Genomic DNA, 21,775 nt, shown 5'->3' on the forward strand with positions numbered 1-21,775 from the left:
AGATTTGCACGTCGATTCAGACTTGGCAATGCCCCTTCTGCACCGATTTCTTGGCAGAAGCGGGAAATTTCTGAATCGCTCTTCAAATCCGCTTGGTCCCGTGCCATGCTCTGCGCCACGACTCGTCCCCTCGAGAGATGGCCCCCGTCATGTCCGTAGGCAGGAAGCAGCGCCGCGAGAGTCTCATCGCGGCTGCGCGGCGTGCGGTCGCGGAGCACGGGGCCGATGTGCGTCTCAAGGACGTCGCGCAGCAGGCCGGTCTCACGCCGGGAGCGGTGCTCTACCACTTCCCGGACATCCAGACGCTGCTGGTCGAGGCGAACCGGGCCGGTGTGGAGCGGTTCTACGACGAGCGCCTACGCACGGTGGCCGCGATCGCCGACCCGGCGGAGAAGCTCGTCGTCACCATCGCCTCCGGCCTGCCGCACGACTCCGACGACGAGGCGGTCCGCCTGATGTGCGAGCTGGGCGGCGCCGCCGGCCGCTACCCGGTCTACGGCGCCATGCTGACGTCCCTGTACGACCGGCAGGTCTCGATGTACCAGCTGCTCCTCGAGACGGGCGCCGCCGCGGGCGCGTTCGTCCTGGCGCAGCCGTCCCTGACCATCGCGCGCAACATCGTCGCCCTCGAGGACGCGTACGGCTATCGCATGGTCGCCCGGCACCCCATGATCGACCGCCGCGCCGCGACCGAGCTGATCCTCGACTACGCCCGCCTGGCCACCGGCCACCCGCTCGACCACCCCAACCCCTATGACAAGGAGCTCCGATGAAGAAGCTGACTGTCCTGTTCCTGCCCGAGTCCGCCTACGGCCCTACCAACCAGTGCATCGGCGTCGGTGACCTGCTGCTCAAGCGAGGGCACCGGGTGATCTTCGCGTCCGAGTCCTCCTGGGCCGGCAGGCTGAGCCCCCTGGGTTTCGAGGAGCGCCTGGTCGACCTCGCCGAGCCGGACCCGGACGCCGGGGAGGAGGACGCCGGGCAGTTCTGGACCGACTTCATCGCCGAGACCGCGCCGGAGTTCCGCAAGCCCACCACCGAGCAGCTCGAGACGTTCGTCCGCCCGACCTACCAGGCGCTCATCGACGGCGCGAAGTACGCCGAGCCCGCCTTGCGCAAGATCATCGCCGAGACCCGGCCGGACGTGCTGGTCGAGGACAACGTGGTGCTCTTTCCGGCCCTGACCACCAGCGGCGCGCCCTTCGTCAGGATCGTGTCCTGCAACCCGCTCGAGGTCCCCGGGCCGGACGTCGCCCCCGGCCTGTCCGGCCTCGGGCAGGACGATCCGAGCGCCTGGGAGCCCTTCCGCGCCGAGTTCGAGCGCACCCACCGGGAGATGTGGGAGGCGTTCAACGCCTGGGTCGTCGAGCAGGGGGCCGACCCTCTGCCCGAGCTGGAGTTCATGCCCCGCGACAATGCCGCCAACCTCTACGTCTACCCCGAGGAGGCCGACTACACCGACCACCGGCCCCTTGACCCCAGCTGGCACCGCATCGACTCCAGCGTGCGGCTCACCGACGACGCCTACGAGCTGCCCGCCGAGGTGGCCGACCGGCCCGCGGGCAGCGCGCTGGTGTACGTCTCGCTGGGCTCCCTGGGCGGGGCCGACGTCGAGCTCATGCAGCGCATCGTCGACGCGCTCGCGGACAGCCCGCACCGCTTCATCGTCAGCAAGGGCCCGGTGGCCGAGAAGATCACCCTTGCCGCCAACATGGTGGGCGCGGGCACGCTGCCGCAGACGAACGTGATCCCGCAGGTCGACCTGGTCATCACGCACGGCGGCAACAACACGACGACCGAGACCCTGCACTTCGGCAAGCCGATGGTGCTGCTGCCCCTGTTCTGGGACCAGTACGACAACGCCCAGCGCATGCACGAGCTCGGCTACGGCATCCGGCTCAAGACCTACGAGTTCACGCCGGAGGAGCTCAACGGCGCCGTCGAGAAGCTGCTCGCCGACACCGAGCTGCGCGCCCGACTCGCCGCGATCGGCGAGCGCATCCGCGCCCGCGACGGGCTCCGCAAGGCGGCCGAGATCATCGAGGCCGTCGGGCTGGAGCACGCCCGCGCCACGGAGGCCGGCCTCGAGCCGGCCGTGACCGCGCAGGCGTGACGACGCCGCTCCGCCGCGCCGTCGAGCAGGCGTCATGGGCGTCGCTGCTGCCGCCGCACCGGGCCGACGGCGACGACCAGCCCATCGGAGCTCCCCTGTACCTGGACGCGCTCGACCTCGCGCCCGGGCGGTGGCTGACGATCATCGCCGACGCCGCCGACCGCACGTACCCCGTCCCGCTGGTCGCTGCGGGCTCCGGCCTGCGGCGGGCCCGGGCCGGCGACGGCGCGGCCGAGGCCCTCGCGGGCCTGCTTGCCGCAGGCAGCCGCGAGGTGGGCGCGTTCAGCCTCACGGGCTGGCACGCCGAGCCCGTCACCGGGGAGGCCCCGATCGACGTCGACCAGACGAACGAGTCGGTCGTGCTCGGCGGGCGCGGCGTGGTGAAGTGGACCTTCCAGGCCACGGAAGGGCCGCACCCGGCCCCCGCGATCCTCGAGCTGCTCGAGCGCGCCGGCTTCACGGGCACCCCGCGTCCGTGGGGCCTGGTGCAGTGGCGGCCCTCGCGGACGGCCGCACCGCGCCTGATCGCGAGCGTCACCGCCTACCTGCCGGGTGCCGTCGACGGCTGGACCTGGGCGGTGGAGGACCTGCGCCGCGCCTGCACCGAGGGCCCGGACGCCGTGCGCGCGCCCGGCCGGCGGCTCGGCGAGCTGGTCGCCCGCTTCCACCTCGCGCTCCTGCCCACCCACCGGCCTGCCGACCTGGCCGACGTCGCCCGCTGGCAGGGGGAGGCCCTGGCCGACCTCCGGCGCGCCCTCGAGGTGACGACGGGCGCCGAGCACGCCCAGCTCGCGCGCCACCGCGACGTGATCGCCGCGAGGGCGGTGCCGCCGTCCGAGCTGGCCGGGACCCCCATGCTGCTCGGGCACGGGGACCTGCACGTCGGCCAGGTGCTGCGCGCCGGGGAGTCCTACGCCGTCATCGACTTCGACGGCAACCCCGTGGTGCCGCCCGCGCAGCGCACCAGCGCCCAGCCGCCCGCGCTCGACGTCGCCGGCATGGCTCAGTCGATCCGGCACGCCGGGCTCGTGCTGCGCAAGCACCACCCGGAGCTGGACCCCGGTCGGGTCGAGCGCATGACCGGGGTGTTCGTCGAGGCGTTCCTCGCCGCGTACCGGGCGACGCTGGCCGGGGCACGGCGTCCCGACCTGCTCGAGGAGGCGTTGGTGCGCCCGTTCCGGCTGCGGCAGGTGTGCCGGGAGTTCACCTACGCCGCCACCCACCTGCCCCGCTGGGCCTACGTGCCCACCGGGGCGCTGCCCGAGCTCGTGAAGGGAGCCCGATGAAGCCCGAGGAGTTCCTCGCCGACCTCATCCGCAAGCCTGAGGTGCTCGCCGCGCTGGCCGCCTCGCTCCGGAAGGGGAACCCCTGGCGCCACCTGCGCCCGCTGCCCGAGCGTCTCGTGCTGCTCGGGATGGGGTCCTCGGCCTACGCCGCCGGTGTCGCGGCGCGGCGGATGCGGGCGCAGGGGCTGCTCGCCGTCGCCGAGCTCGCCAGCAGTGACCTGCTGCCGCGGTGGGGCAGCGCGACCCTCGCCGTCGCCATCTCCGCCACGGGCGGCTCGAGGGAGACGCTCGACGCTCTGGGCCGGCTCGACGACGGCGCCACGGTGGCGGCGCTGACGAACACGCCCGGCTCGCCGATCACCCGGCTCGCCGCGAGCACCGTGCCCATGGCCGCGGAACCGGAGCTGGGCGGGGTGGCGTGCCGCACCTTCCAGCACACCCTCGTGATGCTCCTGGCGCTGGAGGACCACCTGCTGGGCCGGTCCGGCGAGCGGCTGGTCGGCACGGTGGAGAAGGCCGCGGAGGCGACCGCCCACCTGCTGGCCACCGAGGCGGACTGGCGGCCGGCCGTGGCCGAGCTCGTCCTCGGCCCGGCCGGCACGCACGTGGCCGCCCCGGCGCACCGGCTGAGCTCGGCGCAGCAGTCGGCCCTCATGCTGCGCGAGGGACCCCGGCGCGCCGCCGTCGCCTGCGAGTCCGGGGACTGGGCGCACGTGGACGTCTATCTCACCAAGAACACCGACTACCGGCTGCTGTCCTACGCCGGGTCCGCCTGGGACGAGGGCATCCTCGAATGGACGCTGCCCCGGCGAACCACCGTGGTCAGCGTGGGCGGGGAGCTCGAAGGGGCCCGTTACGTCCTGCGCTACCCGCACGACGACGAGGACGACGTCCGCCTGCTCACCGAGACGCTGGTCGCCGAGCTGGTCGCCGCCCGGGCGTGGATCGCCGCCGAGGCCGAGGCCGCGGCGGCGTCGATGACGGGGCGGTGATACCCCGGCGGGCCGGGATCGGCACCGCGCCGGCCGGCGCGGTGCTGGGCGGAGCCCCGTCAGAGGCGCGCGCGCAGCCAGGCGAAGTCGGCCTGGTGCTCCACCGCCCCGCCGGGCGTCTCGCACACCACCGGGGCGCCGGCCTCGCGCACGACGCCGGCGAGCTCGTCGGCGTCGATGTTCCCCGTGCCGAGGTTGGTGTGCCGGTCCGCGCCGGAGTTGAACGCGTCGCGGCTGTCGTTGAGGTGGACCAGGTCGATGCGGCCGGTGATCTCGCGGACCTGCTCGACGACGGTGGTCAGGTCGCTGCCGCCGGCGAAGGCGTGGCAGGTGTCGAGGCAGAACCCGACCTGGTCGAAGCCCTCGGCCCCGGAGATGACGTCCCACAGCCGGGCGATGCGCTCGAGCTGGCGGGCCATGGCGTGGTTGCCGCCCGCGGTGTTCTCGATGAGCAGCGGGACCTTGATGTCCGTGCGCTCGACCGCCTTGCGCCAGTTGTCGAAGCCGGTCTCCAGCTCGGCGTCGGAGCCGACGTGCCCGCCGTGGACGATCAGGCCCTTCGCGCCGACCTCGGCGGCGGCGTCCATCTGCTGCTGGAGCAGCTTGCGGCTGGGGATGCGGATGCGGTTGTTCGTCGTCGCGACGTTGAGGACGTAGGGCGCGTGGACGTACAGGTCGATGCCGGCCTCCTCGGCGGCCGCGCGCAGCGCGGGCGCGCCGCCGTCGTAGGCCACCACCGGCTTCTTCCAGCCCTGCGGGTCGCCGATGAAGAACTGACTGAGGTCCGCGCCGCGCTCCAGCCCGGCGGCGATGGGGTCGTCGTGGCGCACGTGGGCGCCGATGCGCAGGGTCTCGGCCGTCAGCGGGGCGGGGGTCGCGGCAGTCATGGGCCCCACCCTAGGCAACGGGTCGGACGTCGAGCCCGGCGTCCGCGCCCTCCCCAGGTGCCCGCCCCCGCACGAGGCAGCAACTCAGGCGCCGAGGTAGGTGCCCACGGCCCAGAGGTTCCCGTCGCCGTCGCGCACGTCGAAGGTGCGCGCGTCGTAGTCGGTCGCGTGCGGCGGCCGCAGCACCGCCACCCCGTCCAGGTCGCGCACGCCCTCGAACGCGGCATCGACGGTGGCCGGGTCGGCCGCCACCACGTACACGCCCTGCGGCCCCAGCCCGCCCCAGGCCCCCGCCTTGCCGCGGCTGCCGAACATGACGCCGCCGCCGTCGGGCCAGCGCGCCTCGGTGCTCGACGGTGCCGTCCGGCCCGCGGTGCAGCGCCGTGACGACGAAGCCGAGGCCCTCGAGGAACCGGATCCCGGCGTCGACGTCAACGAACCCGACGCTCGGCCACACGGTCGGGGTCGGTGGTGCCAGCTTCTTCGTGGTCTCACTCGTCGTTTCGCTCATGACATCGAGCCTGCCCCGGCCAAGGCGGCGCCGTCTTGAACGAATGGGAGCTCCTCACGCAGCCAGGTGCCGACGCTGCACCCGGCCAGCGCCCGCCACTCCCGGGCCAGGTGCGACTGGTCGGCGTAGCCCGCGCGGGCGGCGACGTCGGCAAGCCCCGGCCGGCCCGGGCCGAGCAGCAACGCGCGGGCGTGCTCGAAGCGGGCGATGCGCACGGCCTCGCGCGGGGTGAGGCCCCGTGGCCAGGCGGAACCGTTCCGAGAGGTGGCGCCGTCCCCACCCCACGTGCGCCGCGACGTCGCCGACCCGCACCTGGCCGCCGCGCCGGAAGATCACCCGCCACGCCTCCGCGACCTCGGGCTGCGCGGCAGGCGGTTCCCGGCCGGCCAGGCGGGCGAGCAGCGCCTCGTCCACGCGCCGGAAGCGCGTCGCCCAGTCGGGCGCTTCCCACACCTGCTCGACGAGCAGGTCGGCCTCCGGCAGCAGGTCGGCCAGGTCGACGGCGAGGCCGGCCAGCTCGGCGGCCGGCAGCCCCAGCAGCGCCGCCGCCCCGAGCGGGGTGAGGGCGTACTGCAGGCCCTCCTGCGGCGCCGACGCGTCGATCAGGACCGGCCGGGTGTGGAGTCCACCGGCGACGGCGTGCGCGGCGACCGGACCGCCGAGCCCGGAGAGCCGCAGCGGCGCCGGCAGCTCGACGACGAGCGTGAGGTGGCGCGAGGGCAGCCCGCGATGCACGCCGGTGGGGTTGGTTGGCACGGCGTAGCCGTGCGCGGCGGCGACGAACGGCCGCAGTGGCGGGGGCAGGTCGTGGGTGGGAAACGTCGCCATGGGCCGCTCTCCGTGTCCGCATCGTCGGGGACATGACCAAATACTTCTCGCTGGCACGCGTCGTGCGATGTGTTCGACGGCCTTCGCTGAAGAGTACGTACGGACAGTCCGTACTTTCTCTTCGGTCACCGAGCGACTGCCGGGGGCGGCGCGTCACCATCGGCCGCATGGCCGTCATGACCCTGGGGCTCCGATGCCTGCTCGATGTAGGCCACGCCGGCGTCGAGGTCCACCGGCCCGAACGGCGGGGCGCCCTCCCCGGGCCGCTGGATGTCCAGCCTCCGGCGCTCACGCTCCTCGATGAGGTGGCGCAGCCCTGGTTCGAAGATCGCGAAGAACTCCGACATACCGCGCAGCGTACGGCGGGGGAGACCTGCGCCGGGGCCCGTTGAAGGCACCACTCCACCGTGCGACCCCGCGCCGACCCGACGCCGCGGGGCGAGCGCCGTCACAGGAAAATCCCTTAATTCCGGACGGCACGGCCGGGTACCGTATCTCCGCCTGCTCGGCAACCCCACTTCTCCTACCAGGAGCGCCCTGTGCCCACCCCGCCCGCGCCCACGGCCGAGACCCGGCCCGCGTCACCCGCCGACCGCGCGCCGATCGTCCTCGACAAGCGCACCGTCTGGCTGATCATCGCCGCCCTGATGGCGAGCATGTTCCTGTCCTCGCTGGACCAGTCCATCATCAGCACCGCCATGCCGACGATCGTCGGCGAGCTCGAGGGCGTGGAGCACCAGGGCTGGCTTATCACCATCTACATCCTCGCCGTCGCTGTCGTCATGCCGCTGTACGGCAAGGCGGGCGACCTGTGGGGGCGGCGCTACCCGTTCCTCATCGCCATCGGGCTGTTCACGGTGGCCTCGGCGGGCGCGGGCTTCGCGGAGACCTTCAACCAGCTCGTCACCTGGCGCGGCATCCAGGGCCTGGGCGGCGGCGGGCTGATGATCCTGTCCCAGGCGATCGTCGCCGACATCGTCCCCGCCCGGGAGCGCGGGAAGTACATGGGCCCGATGGGCGCGCTGTTCGGCGTGGCCGCGGTGGCCGGGCCGTTGCTCGGCGGCTGGTTCACCGACTCCCACGACTGGCGCTGGGCCTTCTGGATCAACATCCCCATCGGCCTGGTCGCCCTGGCCATCGCGTGGTTCACGCTCAAGCTGCCCACCCACCGCTCGGGCAAGCGCCTCGACGTCCTCGGCGCCATCCTCATGGCCGTGGCGACGTCGGCGCTCATCCTCGTGGCCACGTGGGAGAGCATGGTCGGCAAGTACGACCTGGCCGACGGCCGCCTCGTCGCGCTCATCGCCGGGACCGTGGTGGCGTGGGTGCTGTTCGTCGTCGTCGAGCTGCGCGCGACGGACCCCGTGCTGCCCCTGCGGCTGTTCCGCAACTCCGTCTTCACCGTCTCGACGATCATCGGCCTGGTGATCGGCATGGGCATGTTCGCGGCCCTGGGCTTCCTGCCGACGTTCCTGCAGATGGCCACCGGCACCGGCGTGACCCAGTCTGGCCTGCTCATGCTGCCGATGATGGCCGGCGTCATGCTGACCTCGATCGCCTCCGGCATCACCATCACCAAGACCGGCAAGTACAAGATGTTCGCGATCGCCGGCATGGGGATCGCCACCGCGACGCTGGTGTGGATGACCGCCATCACGGCCGAGATCTCCATGCTGCAGTACTCGCTCATGGTCTTCGTCCTCGGCGCCGGCCTGGGCCTGGTCATGCAGACGGTGGTCCTGGCGGTGCAGAACGCCGTCGACCCGCACGAGATCGGCACCGCCACCAGCGCCAACAACTTCTTCCGCGAGATCGGCGCGGCGGTGGGGACCGCGCTGTTCAGCTCGATCTTCACCTCTCGCCTGGTCGACGAGCTCCAGCAGGTCTTCGCCGGCACGCCCGCGGCCGGCGCCGGCGGGGAGGCGGCGCCTGCGTCGCTGACCCCGCAGGTGGTCCAGACCCTGCCCGAGCCGCTGCGTACGGGCATCGTCGAGGCCTACGCCCACGCCCTCGCCCCGGCGTTCTGGTACCTCGTGCCGCTGCTCGCCGTCGGCTTCGTGCTGGCGTTCTTCATCCGGGAGATCGCCCTGTCCGACGTCGCCGGGATGGTCGCGCGGGGCGAGGCCGTCACGCCCGAGGAGGCCGAGGCGCTGCTGGCGGCCCGCGCGGCGGAGGCGGGATTGGCCGGCGGCGCGGGTGATGCCACCGAGGGGGTCGTGGTGACCGACGACGGCACCCGCGAGGGCGGCGCCGCGGACGACGGCGCCACGCCCGCGGGCGAGGCGGACAGCTCGGTGACGTCGGCCCGCGCCTGACCCGGCCCTGGCGCCGACGGCGAGGGCTCAGGCCCACCTCGCCGTCGGCGCCGGGCTAACGCCGTATTCGGTCGGCCGCTCTCATCGCCCGAACCGGCTCACGAAGCGCCGCTGCCACGGCGTCTCGACCGCCCGGCGGTCGTAGTGCTCGCGCACGTAGCGCAGCGCGTCCTGAGGAGCGACGCCGTCGAGGATGGCCAGGCAGGCGAGCGCCGTGCCGGTGCGCCCCCGTCCGCCGTTGCACGCCACCTCCACCCGCGAGGTGGCGGCGCGGTCCCACAGGTTCGCCAGCGCCTCGCCGGCGGCCGGCGGGTCGGTGGGCAGCCACCAGTCCGGCCACCGCAGCCACTGCGCCTCCCAGGCGACGGGCGGCGGAGGCCTGCCTTGGAGGTACAGCCCGAACTCCGGCAGGGGCCCGGCTGGGAGGGGAAGCCTGAGCGCCCGGCCGCGGACCAGCCGTCCCGACGGCAGGCGGAGCACGCCTGGCGCGTCCTCGGCCCACGGCTCCACGCCGGACACGGTAGCTCGCCACCGGCCTCCGCCACGTCGTCGCCGGGGAAGCCCACGTCGGGCGCGCGGGATGGCGGCGGGCCGCCCGCCCGTCACGCCGTCGGCGCCCAGCGCGGGATCACGCCCAGATGTACTCCTCGGCGATCGCGCCGTCGCGCCACTTGGCGACCGTGACCATGCGGCTCCCGTCTTCGAACTCGCCGATCACGCAGGTCCACTCGCCGGAGCCGAACCGGATCGGGTGCGAGGTGATCTGCGGTGGCGCGCCCCCCGCGCTCTCGACGTACGCCTTCATCGCGTCGATGTGCTCCTGGAGCCCGTGGGTCGGCGCCTGCCCCTTCCAGTCCACCAGCACGTCGTCGGTGTGGTGGTGGGCGAAGACCCCGTGCCAGTCGCCCTTGTTCCACCCGTCGAAGTCGAGGCGGTCCATTCCCTCGAGGTTGCGCTCGACCTGGTCGTCCGCCATCGGTCTCTCCCTCCACGGAGGCGTGTCCGCCCGGGCGTCCGGTCGCAGAGCAGTGGCCGGCACCCGCGCTCGGCATCAGGCACGGTAGTCGCTGCGCCGTCGGCCGGACAGGGGCCGGATCCGGGCCCGGGGACCCGTCCGCCGAGCTCCAGTTCGGGCCCGGTACCCCCTCCGGCACGCTCCAGTCCGGGAGTGCGGGTCATCGACTCGTGATGCCGTTCCGGCCGCTGTTCGAGACAATCCGTTGGTGCCCAAAAGAGTGCTCGCCGACCGGTACGAGCTCGACCGCCGCCTCGGCCGCGGCGGGATGGCCGAGGTCTGGCGGGGGATCGACCTCGTCCTCGCCAGGCGGGTCGCCGTCAAGACGGTCAGCCTGGCCGGCTCCGCCGACCCCACCCTGGGCGAACGCGTGCACCGCGAGGCCGTCGCCACCGCGGCCCTCGAGCACCCCGACATCGTCACGATCTACGACGCCGGGATCGATGGCGACACCGCCTACATCGTCATGGAGCGGCTGAAGGGGCGGGACCTGGCCGCCGTGCTGCGCGCGGGATCGCCGCCGCTGGAGGAGGCGCTGCGCATCGCCGGCCGTGTGGCCGGGGCGCTCGCTGCCGCCCACGCCTCGGGCATCGTGCACCGGGACGTCAAGCCGGCGAACATCCTCGTCGACGGCGACCGCGTCATGGTCGTCGACTTCGGCATCGCCGCGTTCGAGTACCAGGCGGTGACCTCCCTCGCCGCGCCCGGCACCACCCAGGGCACCGCCGAGTACATGGCCCCCGAGCAGGCCCGCGCCGAGCCGGCCACGCGCGCGACCGACATGTACTCCTTCGGCTGCCTGCTCACCGCCCTGGTCGCCGGCCGGCCGCCCTTCACCGGCGAGCGGCCGGAGAGCGTGCTGCACCAGCACGTCTACGTCCAGCCGCCGCGGCTGAGCCAGCTGTGCCCCGGGGTGCCCGCGGAGCTCGACCGGCTCGTGGGCGAGCTGCTCGCCAAGGACCCGGACGAGCGACCGGCGGCCGACGACGTTGCCGCCGTGCTCACCGGCCTCGCCGACCGCCTCCGTGGCACGCCCGCCGGTGCGGCACCGGTGGCGGAGGTCGTCGCCGTCGATGACCTCGGCGAGGCGCCGACCCTGGCGCCGGACGCCGTCGACCAGCCGACCCTGGCCCCGAACGCCGTCGACCAGGCGACGGAGGCCTACCGCCGTCGCTGAGCGTCGACGGCGGCGCGACGACCGCTTCTCACTACGCTGCGCCCATGAAACGGGACGGTCTGGGCCGGCTGCAGGTGGTGTGCGGGCCGATGTTCGCCGGGAAGTCCGAGGAGCTGGTGCGCCGGGTCCGCCGAGCACAGCTGGCCGGCCTCGCCGTCGAGGTGATCAACCACGCCCTCGACGAGCGGCACGGTGCCGCCCAGGTGGCCTCCCACTCTGGGCTGCGCGTGTCCTCCCGGCCGGCGTCGGACGTCGACGCGCTGATGGAGCTGGCCCGCGGCCGCGAGCTGGACCTCCTCGCCATCGACGAGGCGCAGTTCTTCGGCGCGGACCTCGTGCCCGCCGTCGGCGAGCTCGTGCTCGCAGGCACCACGGTGGTCGTCGCCGGGCTGTGCGTGACCTTCGACGGCCGCCCGTTCGAGCCGCTGCCCTCGCTGATGGCCCTCGCCGAGGACGTGACGAAGCTGACGGCGGTGTGCGCCGTCTGCGGGGAGGACGCCGGTTTCCACCAGCGCGTCGCCCGCGGGGACGCCGGCGACGACGCCCTCGTCAGCGCCGCCGAGCACGTCGGCGGGATCGAGGTCTACCAGGCCCGGTGCCGGCGCCACTTCGAAGCCCTTGCCTGACGCGCCGACCTCGGGGCCAGGCCTCGTCGCGGTGACGACGACTGCGGGCCCCCGGACCACATGCTGGTCCGGGGGCCCGCCGCCTCACTGCGGCCGCGCGGTCAGTGCGCCTGCCCGGCGGGCGTGCGCACGGTGACCGTGCCGGCGAGCGCCACGTCGCCCGCGGAGTCACCGACGTAGACCTTCACGTCGCCCGTGGGCGTCGTCCACCGGTCGGCGTCGGCGTCCCACACCGACAGCGGGTGGCTGGTGGCGGCGGGGTCGATGGTGATCTCCACCCGCTGCTTCTCGCCCGGCTGGAGCTCGACCTTGTCGAAGCCGACCAGCCGCTTGGGCGGCTCGTTCGCCGACCCCGGCAGGCTCACGTACACCTGCGGCACCTCGGACCCGGCCACGTCACCGGTGTTCTCGACGAAGAACTGCACCTTGATCGGGTGCGTGCCGTCCGCCTTCTTCGGGGTCACCACCGGCTTGGAGATCTCGAAGTCCGTGTAGGAGAGCCCGTGCCCGAACGGGAACGCCACGCAGGGGTTCGACCCGTCGGCGGCCGGGGCGCACTCGCCGCTGACGTTGGCGTCGTACCAGCGGTAGCCGATGTGCCGGCCCTCGGTGTACTCCACCGTCTGCTTGCCGTCGACCAGGTCGCCGGGGAACTGGCGGGTGGTGACGTTGTCGAGGAAGCCCTGGCCGGCGTAGGGGTAGGTGAACGGAGACTTCCCGGACGGGTTCTCCACGCCGAGGAGCAGGTCCGCGACGATGTTGCCGTCCTCCTGGCCGGGGAACCACGCCTCGAGGATCGCCGGGCCGGACGGGCCCACCAGCGCCGGGTCCATCGCCACGCCGGCGTTGTCCTTGAGCACCAGGGCGGTCTTCTCGGCCATCGACGGCGAGGCGGCCATGACGGCCTTGATCATGTCCACGGTGTGGCTGTTCTTGGCCGCGTTGGGGCCGTCGACCGTGGCGATGGAGTTGGGCTTGTCGACGTACCAGTCCAGGTCGTCGCCGATGTCGGTCCGGGTGCGCCCGGACTTGTCGGTGAACGTCGCCCGGTCGGCTCCCTCCTCGGAGATGGTGCCGGCCATCATGACGACGGCGTCCGCGTCCCGGGCCGCGTCGAGCGCGGCGTCGAAGGTGACCTGCTCGCCGTCGATCGTGGCGGTGTTGTTGGCGTCGTCGACGAGCACGAGCCGCACGTTCGCCGTCGTGTTGCCCAGGTTGGTCAGGACGTTCTCCAGGCCCTCCACCGGGGAGACGGTGTAGGTGGGCACGACGTCGGAGCTGCCGCCGCCGGCGCCCATGGGCTTGCCGACGACGACGCCGCCGGCCACCGCCTGCTGGGCGTAGACCTGGGTCTGCTTGCCGATGACGACGACGTCCTGGACGTCCGCGGCGAGGGGCAGCGCGCCATTGTTCTGCAGCAGCACCGCGCCCTCGGTGCCGACCTCGCGGGCCTTCTCCCCGCCGGCGGCGTAGTCGATGGGCGTCTGGACGAGCGGGCGGTCGAAGATGCCGTACTTGAACATCTGGACGTAGCGCCGCTCCAGCGCGGTGTCGATGTTCGCGACCTGGATCTCGCCGGCGTCGAGCGCGGCCTTGAGCTTCTCCGGGGCCCACTGCTGCGGCGTCGGCATCATGAGGTCCATGCCGCCGAGCAGGGTGGGCACCGTGCTCTTGGTGGCGAAGAAGTCGGACTGGACGTAGCCCTCGAAGCCCCACTGGTCGCGCAGGACCTCGTTGAGCGTGTAGTCGTTCTCGCACGAGGAGACGCCGTTGACGTAGTTGTAGGCGCACATGATGGAGGCGACGTCGCCGTCCTTGACCGCCATCTCGAACGGCAGCAGGTACGTCTCGTGCAGGGTCCGCTCGTCGATCGTCTCCTGGATCGTCGTGCGGTTGGTCTCCTGCTCGTTGCCGACGTGGTGCTTGGCCATGGCGATGAGGCCCTGGTCATGTACCGCCTGGATCTCGTTCACCGCCATGGTGCCGGTGAGGTAGGGGTCCTCGCCGAAGTACTCGAAGTTGCGGCCCAGGACGGGCAGGCGGGCCATGTTCACGCCCGGGGCCTCGAACACGTGCAGCGCCAGGTTGTTCATCTCGGTGCCGATGACGCCGCCGAAGGTGCGGGCGACCTCGGGGTCGAACGAGGCGGCGACGGCGGGGCCCGAGGGCAGCGCGGTGGCCTTGGCGGAGGAGGGATGGGTGTAGGCGGCGTACGGCGAGGCGTTGGGGTCGGTGGCCAGCGCCGGGTCGACGCAGTCGTTCTGCCCCACGCCGACGGGGCCGTTGGTGATGCGCAGGGTCGGGATGCCCAGCTCGGCGATCCCGGTGACGTGGCGGGCGCCGTAGCACTCGGGCAGGTCGGGGAGGATCTCGGGGGTGGCGCCGGTGAGCTGCTGGAGCTTCTGGTCGAGCGTCATCGCGTCGACCAGGAGGGAGGCGCGCTCCTCGGGTGCGAGCGCCTTGTTCATCCAGGGCAGGTCGGCGGTGGTGACCGCCGAGCTGCCTACGGTGGCGGTGTCGGCGATGGCGACGGCGGTGGTGAGCGACAGCGGCACGGCCGCTGCCAGCGCCAGGAGCGTGCGTCTGCGGGAACGTCTGGTCATGTGTCTCCTTCGACCTGCGGGCATGTCGAGGGGACGCGAAGCCCACGCCCCCCGGCGGGTTTCGGGTGCGGGCACCCGTGGCGACGTCGGCTGCGGGTGCGCGGGCCCGTGCGCACCCTTCTCCTGGGTACCGGACGGCGACAACCGGTTGCCACTTGTTGCCCGGAGGTCTCCGTTACTCGTTCCGCGAGGGGCGACGGGCGGGGTCGGGTGCTCCTCCCCGCTGGGTCTAGAGGCGGGCGAAGAGGTAAGCCGAGACCAGGACGCCGAAGGTCACGATGACCACGCGCAGAACCGTCGACGGGATCAGCCTGGCGACCTTGGCACCGAGGAAGCCGCCCAGGAGGCCGGCCGGCGCGGCGACGGCGACGACCAGCCAGTCGACGGGGCCCCAGATCCCGAAGATCAGCAGCGTGACGGTCGCCATCACGGCCGACAGCGCGGACTTGAGCGCGTTCGCCAGCTTGAGGTTGTGCAGCCCGAGCCCGAGGACGGCCACCAGGATGACGCCGAGCGCGCCGCCGAAGTAGCCGCCGTAGACCGTGGCCAGAAAGAGGACGACGTAGAGCCAAGCCGGGTCCGACGAGGAGCCGATGCGTTCTTCGCGCCGCACTCGGCGGGTGATCAGGGGCTGGACGGCGAGCAGCAGGCTCGCCAGCAGGACCAGTACCGGGACGATGAGGTCGAACGCCCTGGCCGGCGTGGTCAGCAGCAGCACCGAGCCCCCGGTCGCGCCGACGACGGCGACGACGCTGAATCGCACCAACCGTCCGCGCTGGCCGGCGTACTGGGGACGGAATCCCAGGACTCCGCCGAGGTAGCCGGGCCACTGGGCGATGGAGTTGGTGACGTTGGCGGCGATCGGGCTCATGCCCAGCGCGATCAGAACCGGGAAGAGGATCAGCGACCCTCCGCCGGCGATCGAGTTGATCCCGCCCGCGACGAGGGCGACCGCGGCAACGATGAGCAGGTCGACCGGCGACATGAGCGCCAAGCCTACGAAGACTGCGGCGATGCGTGAGCGCGATCGGTCGTCGACTAGTGGGGCGGTCGGCGGTAGCCGCATGGGCGCGGCCAACGCCGGCCGCCCGGCTGGTCACCTACGATCCTCGCGAACGAGATGCTGACTAGTTCTGCACTGTCTGCAGCGAGAGGTGAAGCCCGGCGACGAATCGCGGCGTTGCCGTGCCCCGCGCGCGACGAGAGCAAGTGTCTCCCCTCCCGCTCGGCCAGCGGCGGCAGTGGAGGGCAGCCTTACTGGGGTGGAGACTCGGGGCCCCGTGGACTGCCCAGCCCGACCCCCAGCGCGGCGCCGCGCAACTCGCCGGACACCACGAAGTCGCCCTCGGCGACGGCCTGGACCGCTCGCACCACGAATGCGTGCCCAGTGCCCTTGAACAGGTAGCCCCCGGGGCGTGGCTAGCAAATGCGACCATGCCGCTTATCTCCTGACCCCATCGCAATGGTTGGGGCGACGGAGGATTTGGCTCAAGCGAAGATGTGCCATTCTATGACGCGTTGAGACGTTTGACTTGGAGAGTGGGGGTCGAAGTGGCCGCAAGTTCTCGGCCGGAGCGGTTGTATGTGGCGCGTTCGGATACGGACGCCCTCGCTGACCTAGTTCTCCAGGAACTTCCTCCCGACTACCTTGTGATCTCCGACCGCGTTGCGCGGGGGGATCGTCCTCCATCGCTGACCGCACGAGACGCGATTGCGGCGTGCGACTTTACGCTCGTTGTGCTTCCAAATATCGGCCAGCGCGATAGGAGCAACGTTGTTTTCGAAACTGGCCTTGCGTTGGGTAGAGGGTGTCCTGTGCTCATCGTGGTCGAAGATCCGCGATTGCCGCGGTCGCTGCGAGGGTTGCCCGTTCTGCAAGTAGCCAACATTCATCTTCTTGAGCAGTCGATCTTGGATACCTGGCACGTCAGGCGGTGGCAAACCGAGACTCGCGAGATCGACCAGTACGCGTGGGAGGCACTGAATAAGCCCTTATATGTCGAGATCCAGTCAACACCCAGATTTCCTTACGGCTCGAGCGAGGACGAAATAATCCAGCACCTCGCTCAGGACCTTCGTCTACGTGGTGCGCGGGTGTTGTTGCCCGGCGAGAAGGCTCGTTCCCGGACAGCGCAGGCGGCGGATCTCATTGTTTGGGATGAAGGGCTGCGAGCGGCTTTCGGACTTCCGCTCCCCATAGAAATTCTTCCGTGGTCCGGGAGTGTGTCCTGGGTCCGCTCGCAGGTGCAGGACACATTGGTCCGAAGCGGGGCAAAGAGCATTGTCGCCGTAACCCCCGAAGGGGCCAGGAAAAACGATTTATGGTCGGACGGTGACAAACTAATCCTCACAGTGACGGCACAGAGCCTGCAACTTGCCCTTGAGGGAAAGACAGTAGCTGACGCGTTCAACTCTCTGCTTGCGGCGGCTTCGGCATGACCGTGTCCACCTCAGGCCGAATACCTGCTCCCGTTGTGCTTCCATTTGGTGACCCAACGCTTTGGAGTACTCCGCTTGATACGAGCGAACTTGCCGCACATGTTGAGCACTGTAAAGGTGTGGCAGCCTCTACCAAGGAGAAGGGTGAACGTCTTGAGCATTTGATGTGCTGGCTGCTTAGTCATCTGCCCGGCGTGCAGGCTCGTCGAAGAAATGTGTATAGCGCAAACGGCGCTCAGGAAATCGACGTCCTTTTCTACAATGAGCCTACCACGGGAGGTTTTGCAGAGTTCGGCTCCAAGTTTATTGGCGAATGCAAGAATTGGGTCCGACCGGTGGATAGTAGTGATGTTGCGTGGTTCGCGTGGAAGATGCGACTCGGCGGTGTGTATCAGGGCGTGCTGTTTGCCGCGAACGGCATCACCTCAGACCACAAGCGGCGAACGGCGGCTCAGAGTATTGTTCTCGACTCCAATAGTGAAACTCCCTCCAGGCAAATCTATGTTCTTACGTTGGATGAGGTTGCGGACATCACGTGTACGGGCGACTTGCGCGAGCTTCTAATCGATAAAGCCATGCTGCTCACCGGCCGAGATCCGTTTTAAGATGGCGGCGCGGCAGCGGCAGGAGTTGCGGTTGAGGTTAAGCCCGACTGGGCGCTGCAGGAGCTTGTCGAACGTGGCGACGGGGCGATTGCCGATGACCTTGACTCAAGGTGCCAAGCCCCCGGTCGGTCCATAGCCTGATCGAGGTTCTCAAGCATCACCGGGAGACAGACGCGGAAGAGCGCTGGGCCGGCTTCCGGCGGGCAGAGGCAAGCAACCGAAATCCTTGATGATGGGCAGGGAGGTGCTGGCGCGGAAGCGCATGGTTTGGCCTCAGCGGTCCTCGATGCTGGCCTGGTGAAAGCGGGCGCCGGGTCAATGACGGCCTAGGTCAGCGGCGTGACCGTCTCAAGACCTAATGCAGCCTCAACCTCGATTAGCAGAGCAGACACATCCATTGTGCCTCTTTCGCGGCGTAGTCGCCGTCGATGGCGACTAACTGAGTCGGAGGGGTGCTAGACCGGGTTGTTTGGACCCCGGTGTCGTGGTGGCGATTCGTGAGGTGACCTATCGACTTGAGCGTGACGATCACAAGTCGGTTGTGGAACAGGCACCGAGGCGCTATACATAAGCCCGCTCTAGGTCAACTGATGGCAACTGCTGTGGAATAGTAAAAGTTAGTCGGCAGGGCTCGCCGAAGTTTCCACGTGACGGCGATGGGGCGTTCACCCGAGTGCGTCACATAGTCGGCGTCGCCAAGAAGCAGGTACGGAGCGGTACCGAGCGAGTTCCGTTTCGTCTCGCGTGCAAAGAGCAGGACCTTGGTGCCCAGCCGCCGATGGTTGAGGTAGCGCTGGCCGGTCCGGGAGGCCACTGTCGTGCGCGACTGAGACTCCCAGTGGAACAGTTCAGAACTCATCGCGTAATCGTTGTACATCGTCGTTGGGGAGTAGTCCTCTTCGGACTTCTTGAGCGTGACGAGGAACGAGTCGGTCTTCCACGGTTCCGAGAAGAAGACTCCCTCGCGGAAGCTGTTCGGTAAGCGGTCGAAGCTGGCGTAGTCGAGCGCGACGGCAATCTCTTCACGGGTGTAGTGGGCGTGGGACGCGAGTGCCGAGCCGGCAAGTGGGCCCTCGAGTAGGACCGGGACATGGCTGATCCGCTCCATCGCCAGTTCGATGATCTCGCGGAATTCCGTGCGCGCCGCCGATTCGCCCCGCAGAGCCTCGAGGGCCTGCTCATAGGTACGGTGGCTGCCGCCGTCAGGCCAAATGCTGAAGACGAGCATGCGTGCGTACCGCTGCATGTCAGCGTCAAGGTCTGTGTAGCGGGGTGCGTGGTCAGCTAGAAGCTGGAGGTAGGCCGTCGCGCGCGGGAGGTCGTCAACGTGCGCAAGCGCACGCCCTCGCTTGATGACATTGTCGTGATGCGGGCCTTGCTGGGGCACGAGGAGCCCGGCATCACGGCGAAGCCGGGTCCAGTTCTTCGAATTCTTCAGGACGTCGCTTAGCTCAAAGTCGGTCTCGTCAAGGAACTTGCGAAGGGAGACGTCGCCCAGACTGCGTAGCTCCTGCACGAGGACTTTCCAATTGGGATTGAGCTGGCTCCGGATGTTCTCGAGGACCAGCGCCTGACTTTCCCGATCCAGCACGATTTGGGAGCCAGACGGCAGGAACGGGAAGCCGTTCTCCACCTGTCGTTTCAAGCCTGCGCGGCTGGCTCCGGTCATGGCTCGGTAGCGACGGTCGAACCGGAACTCCCTGTGTTGATGACCCACGAAGTCGAGCGCGGTGAGGACCGCCTTGGTGGGAGTGCGCCGCAGGCCGCGACCGAGTTGCTGGAGGAAGATCGTGGCGCTCTCCGTCGGCCGCAGGAACAACACGGTGTCGACGTCGGGGAGGTCTAGGCCCTCGTTGTAGAGGTCTGCTGAGAAGAGCACGTTGACGCGCCGGTCGCGGAGGTCGGTCAGGGCAGCCCGCCGGACCTCCGTCTCTGTGTCGCCCCATACGGCTCGCGACGGGATGCCGGCATTCGTGAAGGCATCCGCCATGTATTGGGCATGCCGGACCCCGACGCAGAAGCCCAGGGCGCGCATGCTCCGCACGTCCCCCACCTTGGCGTGGACCTGCTTGAGGATAATGCGGGTGCGGGCGTCATTGCCGGTGTAGACATTCTCGAGTTCCGTCCGGTCGTACTGTCCGCTCCTCCAGCCCACATCGCGCAGGTCGACGGTGTCGGCGATGCCGAAGTAGTGGAAAGGGCTGAGCAAGTTCGCATCGAGGGCGTCCCAGAGTCGCAGCTCTGCGGCGGTGTGGCCTCCGAAAAAGTCGCGGACGTCGACGCCGTCCGCCCGCTCGGGCGTCGCCGTTAGCCCGAGCAGTTCGACCGGCGTGAAATGTCCCAGGAGGCGCTTGTAGCTCCCGGCCTCGGCATGGTGGAACTCGTCCACAACGATCACGTCGAACGCATCGGCCGCAATGGAACTCATGCCGCGTCGGTCCAGCGTCTGGATCGTGGCGAAGACGTGCTCGCCCCGCTCGGGCTCATGCCGGCCGCCCCAGAGCTCCCCGAAGGAGCCGTCGGCTAGCACTTCACGGTACGTGCGGAGGGACTGCTGAAGAATCTCCATGCGGTGCGCGACGAAAAGAAGCCGTGGACGGCGGGCCGCCGCCTGCGCCAGGTTCCGGTAGTCGAGAGCCGCAACCACTGTCTTGCCGGTGCCTGTTGCTGCCACGACGAGATTGCGGTGGCGACCGTAGACCGTCCGTTCGACCTCGAGTTGTTCGAGAATCTCCTGCTGGTGTGGGTAGGCGCGTACCTCGAGCCCGGATAGGCTCAGGCTCGGCGCCGTACCGGACTGGCGACCGCTCGCCTCCGCTAAGGACGCGTCCAGCAGGCCGGCGTCCCGGGCAGGGTTGTAGGTTCTGAACGACGCGTCATTCCAGTAGGTCTCGAATGTGGCGTCAAACTTCTGTAGCAGCGCGGGAGTCGCGACCGCCGACAGCCGGACGTTCCACTCGACGCCGTCAAGGAGTGCCGCCATCGAGAGGTTCGATGAACCGACGTAGGCGGTATTAAAGCCGGAGCTCCTGCGGAAATGCCACGATTTCGCGTGCAGCCGGGTCCTAGCTATCTCGTATTGGATCTTCACCTCGGCGCCGAACTCTTCGACGAGGCGGTCCAGAGCTCTGCGCTCAGTGGCGCCGATGTAGGTAGTCGTGATCACTCGAAGCCGGCCTCCACGCTCGGCGAATCGCCGCAGCGGGTCTTCCAGGATGCGTAGGCCGTGCCACTTCACGAAGGCGCACAGGAGGTCGACTTCGTCTGCAGAGTCGATCTCGGCGCGAAGTTCAGCACCGAGGCTCGGATCGCTCTTGGCGTTGGTGAGGAGTGCGGCGTCGGAGAGGGGAGTCCGGGGACGAGTTCCGTACCTCGTCCCCGTGCCGATCTGGGCGGGCTCGACGAGCGAGAGGAGCTGTCGGGTCGGCGGAGCGACCGCCTCGCCATCTGCCCGGAGCACGTCCAAGATCTCGTTCGCGAGCTGCATGCGCTTGTTTTCGTTCTTGGTGTCACGCAAGACGCGTGCTACCTCGGCACCGATATGCCGTGCCAAGACATCCGGTTCATCCGCCGTATCGACGACGTGCATGTCCGCGCGAAGGTGCGGCAATCCCGCGAGGTCTCGCTCGACTTTCCGTGTGATGAGCTGTTCGTAGATGCCCTCGTTCAATGTGCCCTCCTCGGCGCTGTTTGCAGTCTGCCATTGCGGAGTGACACCGACGGAAAACTTCGAACGAGACGCGGGAACGGCGGCGTCCTGGTCGGCGCTCGGGGTCCTGAGAGGCCGCGTGTTGAGGCGGCTCTCGTTTGGTTAGAGCTTCGCTTCCCACTCGGGCAGCGATGGCTTCTCCGCCCCGATTGTCCTGCTCTCCCCATTCCCGGGGCGCACCACCGTGTCCTCGGGCAGCGTCAGCAGCAGCTTGCGGATCGACGCGACGATCGCAACACCGCCGTCACCGCGCGGCCGCGGACGGCGGTCGGCCACTGCGCGGACGTCGTGCGCGGGCCGCTGGCGATTGTCTCGTTCAGGATCCGAGCCCTGTACCGGTGCTTCGGGAGGGGCTACCGTCGGCAGCGGCCGTATCGGTCCAACTCCGGAGGCATGACATGCCGACAATCCTGGTCTTTCACGAGATTGAAGACGCCGATCGATGGCTGAAATCGCCCAAGCGAGAGGAGCTGTTCGGCCCGCTCGGGTACACGGTCCGCACGTTCGTCGACCCGACCGACGCCCATCGTGCCGGCCTGATCATCGAGGGACCTGCCCTGGACGTCTTCGAGCAGTTCATGAAGTCGGACGCGGCCGCGGACGCCATGAAGCACGACGGCGTGCGTGCCGACACAGTCCGCGTGCTGCTCGAGCGTTGAGCTCGGCGGT

Annotated in this window: 20 protein-coding genes; 11 read left to right on the plus strand and 9 right to left on the minus strand. The window is 69.9% G+C overall.

The genetic code is table 11. From position 1 onward, the window contains the following. Positions 1-149: 149 nt before the first annotated feature. The 4 genes from GD970_RS05820 to GD970_RS05835 are packed head-to-tail and all read left to right on the plus strand — an operon-like array spanning position 150 to position 4,391. Positions 150-773 carry a TetR/AcrR family transcriptional regulator gene (locus tag GD970_RS05820; RefSeq protein WP_152201872.1) on the plus strand — a complete coding sequence of 208 codons (624 nt, stop codon included), beginning with the start codon at positions 150-152 and terminating at the stop codon, positions 771-773. Then, positions 770-2,113, plus strand: a complete 1,344-nt coding sequence (locus GD970_RS05825; protein ID WP_152201875.1) for a glycosyltransferase — start codon at positions 770-772, stop codon at positions 2,111-2,113. Before GD970_RS05820 ends, GD970_RS05825 begins: the two co-directional genes overlap by 4 nt. After that, positions 2,110-3,399 (plus strand): aminoglycoside phosphotransferase, encoded by a 1,290-nt coding sequence (locus GD970_RS05830; RefSeq protein ID WP_152201878.1) that lies wholly within the window; start codon positions 2,110-2,112, stop codon positions 3,397-3,399. The genes GD970_RS05825 and GD970_RS05830 overlap by 4 nt, the downstream gene beginning before the upstream one ends. After that, on the plus strand, positions 3,396-4,391 hold the full coding sequence (locus GD970_RS05835; protein WP_152201880.1) for an SIS domain-containing protein: 996 nt from the start codon (positions 3,396-3,398) through the stop codon (positions 4,389-4,391). The genes GD970_RS05830 and GD970_RS05835 overlap by 4 nt, the downstream gene beginning before the upstream one ends. A gap of 59 nt (positions 4,392-4,450) precedes the next feature. On the opposite strand, the gene GD970_RS05840 is transcribed toward GD970_RS05835, so the two are convergent. The 3 genes from GD970_RS05840 to GD970_RS22645 all read right to left on the minus strand — a co-directional run bounded on the left by GD970_RS05840 (position 4,451) and on the right by GD970_RS22645 (position 6,004). Then, positions 4,451-5,278, minus strand: a complete 828-nt coding sequence (locus tag GD970_RS05840) for a deoxyribonuclease IV (protein WP_152201882.1) — start codon at positions 5,276-5,278, stop codon at positions 4,451-4,453. Between the two features lie 84 nt (positions 5,279-5,362). After that, a complete protein-coding gene (locus GD970_RS22640) occupies positions 5,363-5,773 on the minus strand; it encodes a VOC family protein (protein WP_346266129.1) in 411 nt (136 codons plus the stop codon). A gap of 12 nt (positions 5,774-5,785) precedes the next feature. Beyond that, entirely contained in the window at positions 5,786-6,004 is a 219-nt protein-coding gene (locus GD970_RS22645; protein WP_211489636.1) for a helix-turn-helix domain-containing protein, read from the minus strand. Between the two features lie 70 nt (positions 6,005-6,074). Here GD970_RS22645 and GD970_RS22650 point away from each other — a divergent pair, with 70 nt between their 5' ends. Then, a complete protein-coding gene (locus tag GD970_RS22650; RefSeq protein WP_211489637.1) occupies positions 6,075-6,653 on the plus strand; it encodes a hypothetical protein in 579 nt (192 codons plus the stop codon). Between the two features lie 89 nt (positions 6,654-6,742). On the opposite strand, the gene GD970_RS21515 is transcribed toward GD970_RS22650, so the two are convergent. Then, positions 6,743-6,964 (minus strand): DUF6191 domain-containing protein, encoded by a 222-nt coding sequence (locus tag GD970_RS21515; protein WP_193314891.1) that lies wholly within the window; start codon positions 6,962-6,964, stop codon positions 6,743-6,745. A 192-nt stretch (positions 6,965-7,156) separates the two neighbouring features. Between GD970_RS21515 and GD970_RS05860 the strand changes: the two genes are divergently transcribed. Beyond that, positions 7,157-8,932, plus strand: a complete 1,776-nt coding sequence (locus GD970_RS05860) for an MDR family MFS transporter (RefSeq protein ID WP_226925186.1) — start codon at positions 7,157-7,159, stop codon at positions 8,930-8,932. 81 nt (positions 8,933-9,013) lie between these two features. Here the strand turns inward: GD970_RS05860 and GD970_RS05865 are convergent, their stop codons facing one another. Together GD970_RS05865 and GD970_RS05870 are read right to left on the minus strand one after the other, a co-directional pair. Further along, complete coding sequence (locus tag GD970_RS05865; RefSeq protein ID WP_152201884.1) at positions 9,014-9,442, minus strand: protein-tyrosine phosphatase family protein; 429 nt, start codon at positions 9,440-9,442, stop codon at positions 9,014-9,016. Between the two features lie 118 nt (positions 9,443-9,560). Next, complete coding sequence (locus GD970_RS05870) at positions 9,561-9,908, minus strand: nuclear transport factor 2 family protein (protein ID WP_152201887.1); 348 nt, start codon at positions 9,906-9,908, stop codon at positions 9,561-9,563. Between the two features lie 247 nt (positions 9,909-10,155). On the opposite strand from GD970_RS05870, the gene GD970_RS05875 reads away from it, so the two are divergent. Together GD970_RS05875 and GD970_RS05880 are read left to right on the plus strand one after the other, a co-directional pair. Then, positions 10,156-11,124 carry a serine/threonine-protein kinase gene (locus GD970_RS05875; RefSeq protein WP_152201890.1) on the plus strand — a complete coding sequence of 323 codons (969 nt, stop codon included), beginning with the start codon at positions 10,156-10,158 and terminating at the stop codon, positions 11,122-11,124. 44 nt (positions 11,125-11,168) lie between these two features. Beyond that, positions 11,169-11,750 (plus strand): thymidine kinase, encoded by a 582-nt coding sequence (locus GD970_RS05880; RefSeq protein ID WP_152201892.1) that lies wholly within the window; start codon positions 11,169-11,171, stop codon positions 11,748-11,750. A gap of 101 nt (positions 11,751-11,851) precedes the next feature. Here GD970_RS05880 and GD970_RS05885 read toward each other — a convergent pair whose 3' ends face one another. Together GD970_RS05885 and GD970_RS05890 are read right to left on the minus strand one after the other, a co-directional pair. Beyond that, positions 11,852-14,353 carry a beta-glucosidase family protein gene (locus tag GD970_RS05885; RefSeq protein ID WP_211489638.1) on the minus strand — a complete coding sequence of 834 codons (2,502 nt, stop codon included), beginning with the start codon at positions 14,351-14,353 and terminating at the stop codon, positions 11,852-11,854. Between the two features lie 229 nt (positions 14,354-14,582). Next, positions 14,583-15,338: a sulfite exporter TauE/SafE family protein gene (locus GD970_RS05890; RefSeq protein ID WP_152201895.1), complete on the minus strand. Its 756-nt coding sequence runs from the start codon at positions 15,336-15,338 to the stop codon at positions 14,583-14,585. Positions 15,339-16,168: 830 nt separating this feature from the next. On the opposite strand from GD970_RS05890, the gene GD970_RS05895 reads away from it, so the two are divergent. Further along, a complete protein-coding gene (locus tag GD970_RS05895; protein ID WP_152201898.1) occupies positions 16,169-16,792 on the plus strand; it encodes a hypothetical protein in 624 nt (207 codons plus the stop codon). Between the two features lie 119 nt (positions 16,793-16,911). Continuing rightward, positions 16,912-17,397: a hypothetical protein gene (locus tag GD970_RS05900; protein WP_152201900.1), complete on the plus strand. Its 486-nt coding sequence runs from the start codon at positions 16,912-16,914 to the stop codon at positions 17,395-17,397. 583 nt (positions 17,398-17,980) lie between these two features. Here the strand turns inward: GD970_RS05900 and GD970_RS05905 are convergent. Next, a complete protein-coding gene (locus GD970_RS05905; protein ID WP_152201903.1) occupies positions 17,981-21,067 on the minus strand; it encodes a DUF3427 domain-containing protein in 3,087 nt (1,028 codons plus the stop codon). Positions 21,068-21,504: 437 nt separating this feature from the next. Here GD970_RS05905 and GD970_RS05910 point away from each other — a divergent pair, with 437 nt between their 5' ends. Then, positions 21,505-21,765 (plus strand): hypothetical protein, encoded by a 261-nt coding sequence (locus tag GD970_RS05910; RefSeq protein WP_152201905.1) that lies wholly within the window; start codon positions 21,505-21,507, stop codon positions 21,763-21,765. Positions 21,766-21,775 lie beyond the last annotated feature (10 nt).

It is taken from the genome of Georgenia thermotolerans (assembly GCF_009193185.1).
GTDB classification, from domain to species: domain Bacteria; phylum Actinomycetota; class Actinomycetes; order Actinomycetales; family Actinomycetaceae; genus Georgenia; species Georgenia thermotolerans.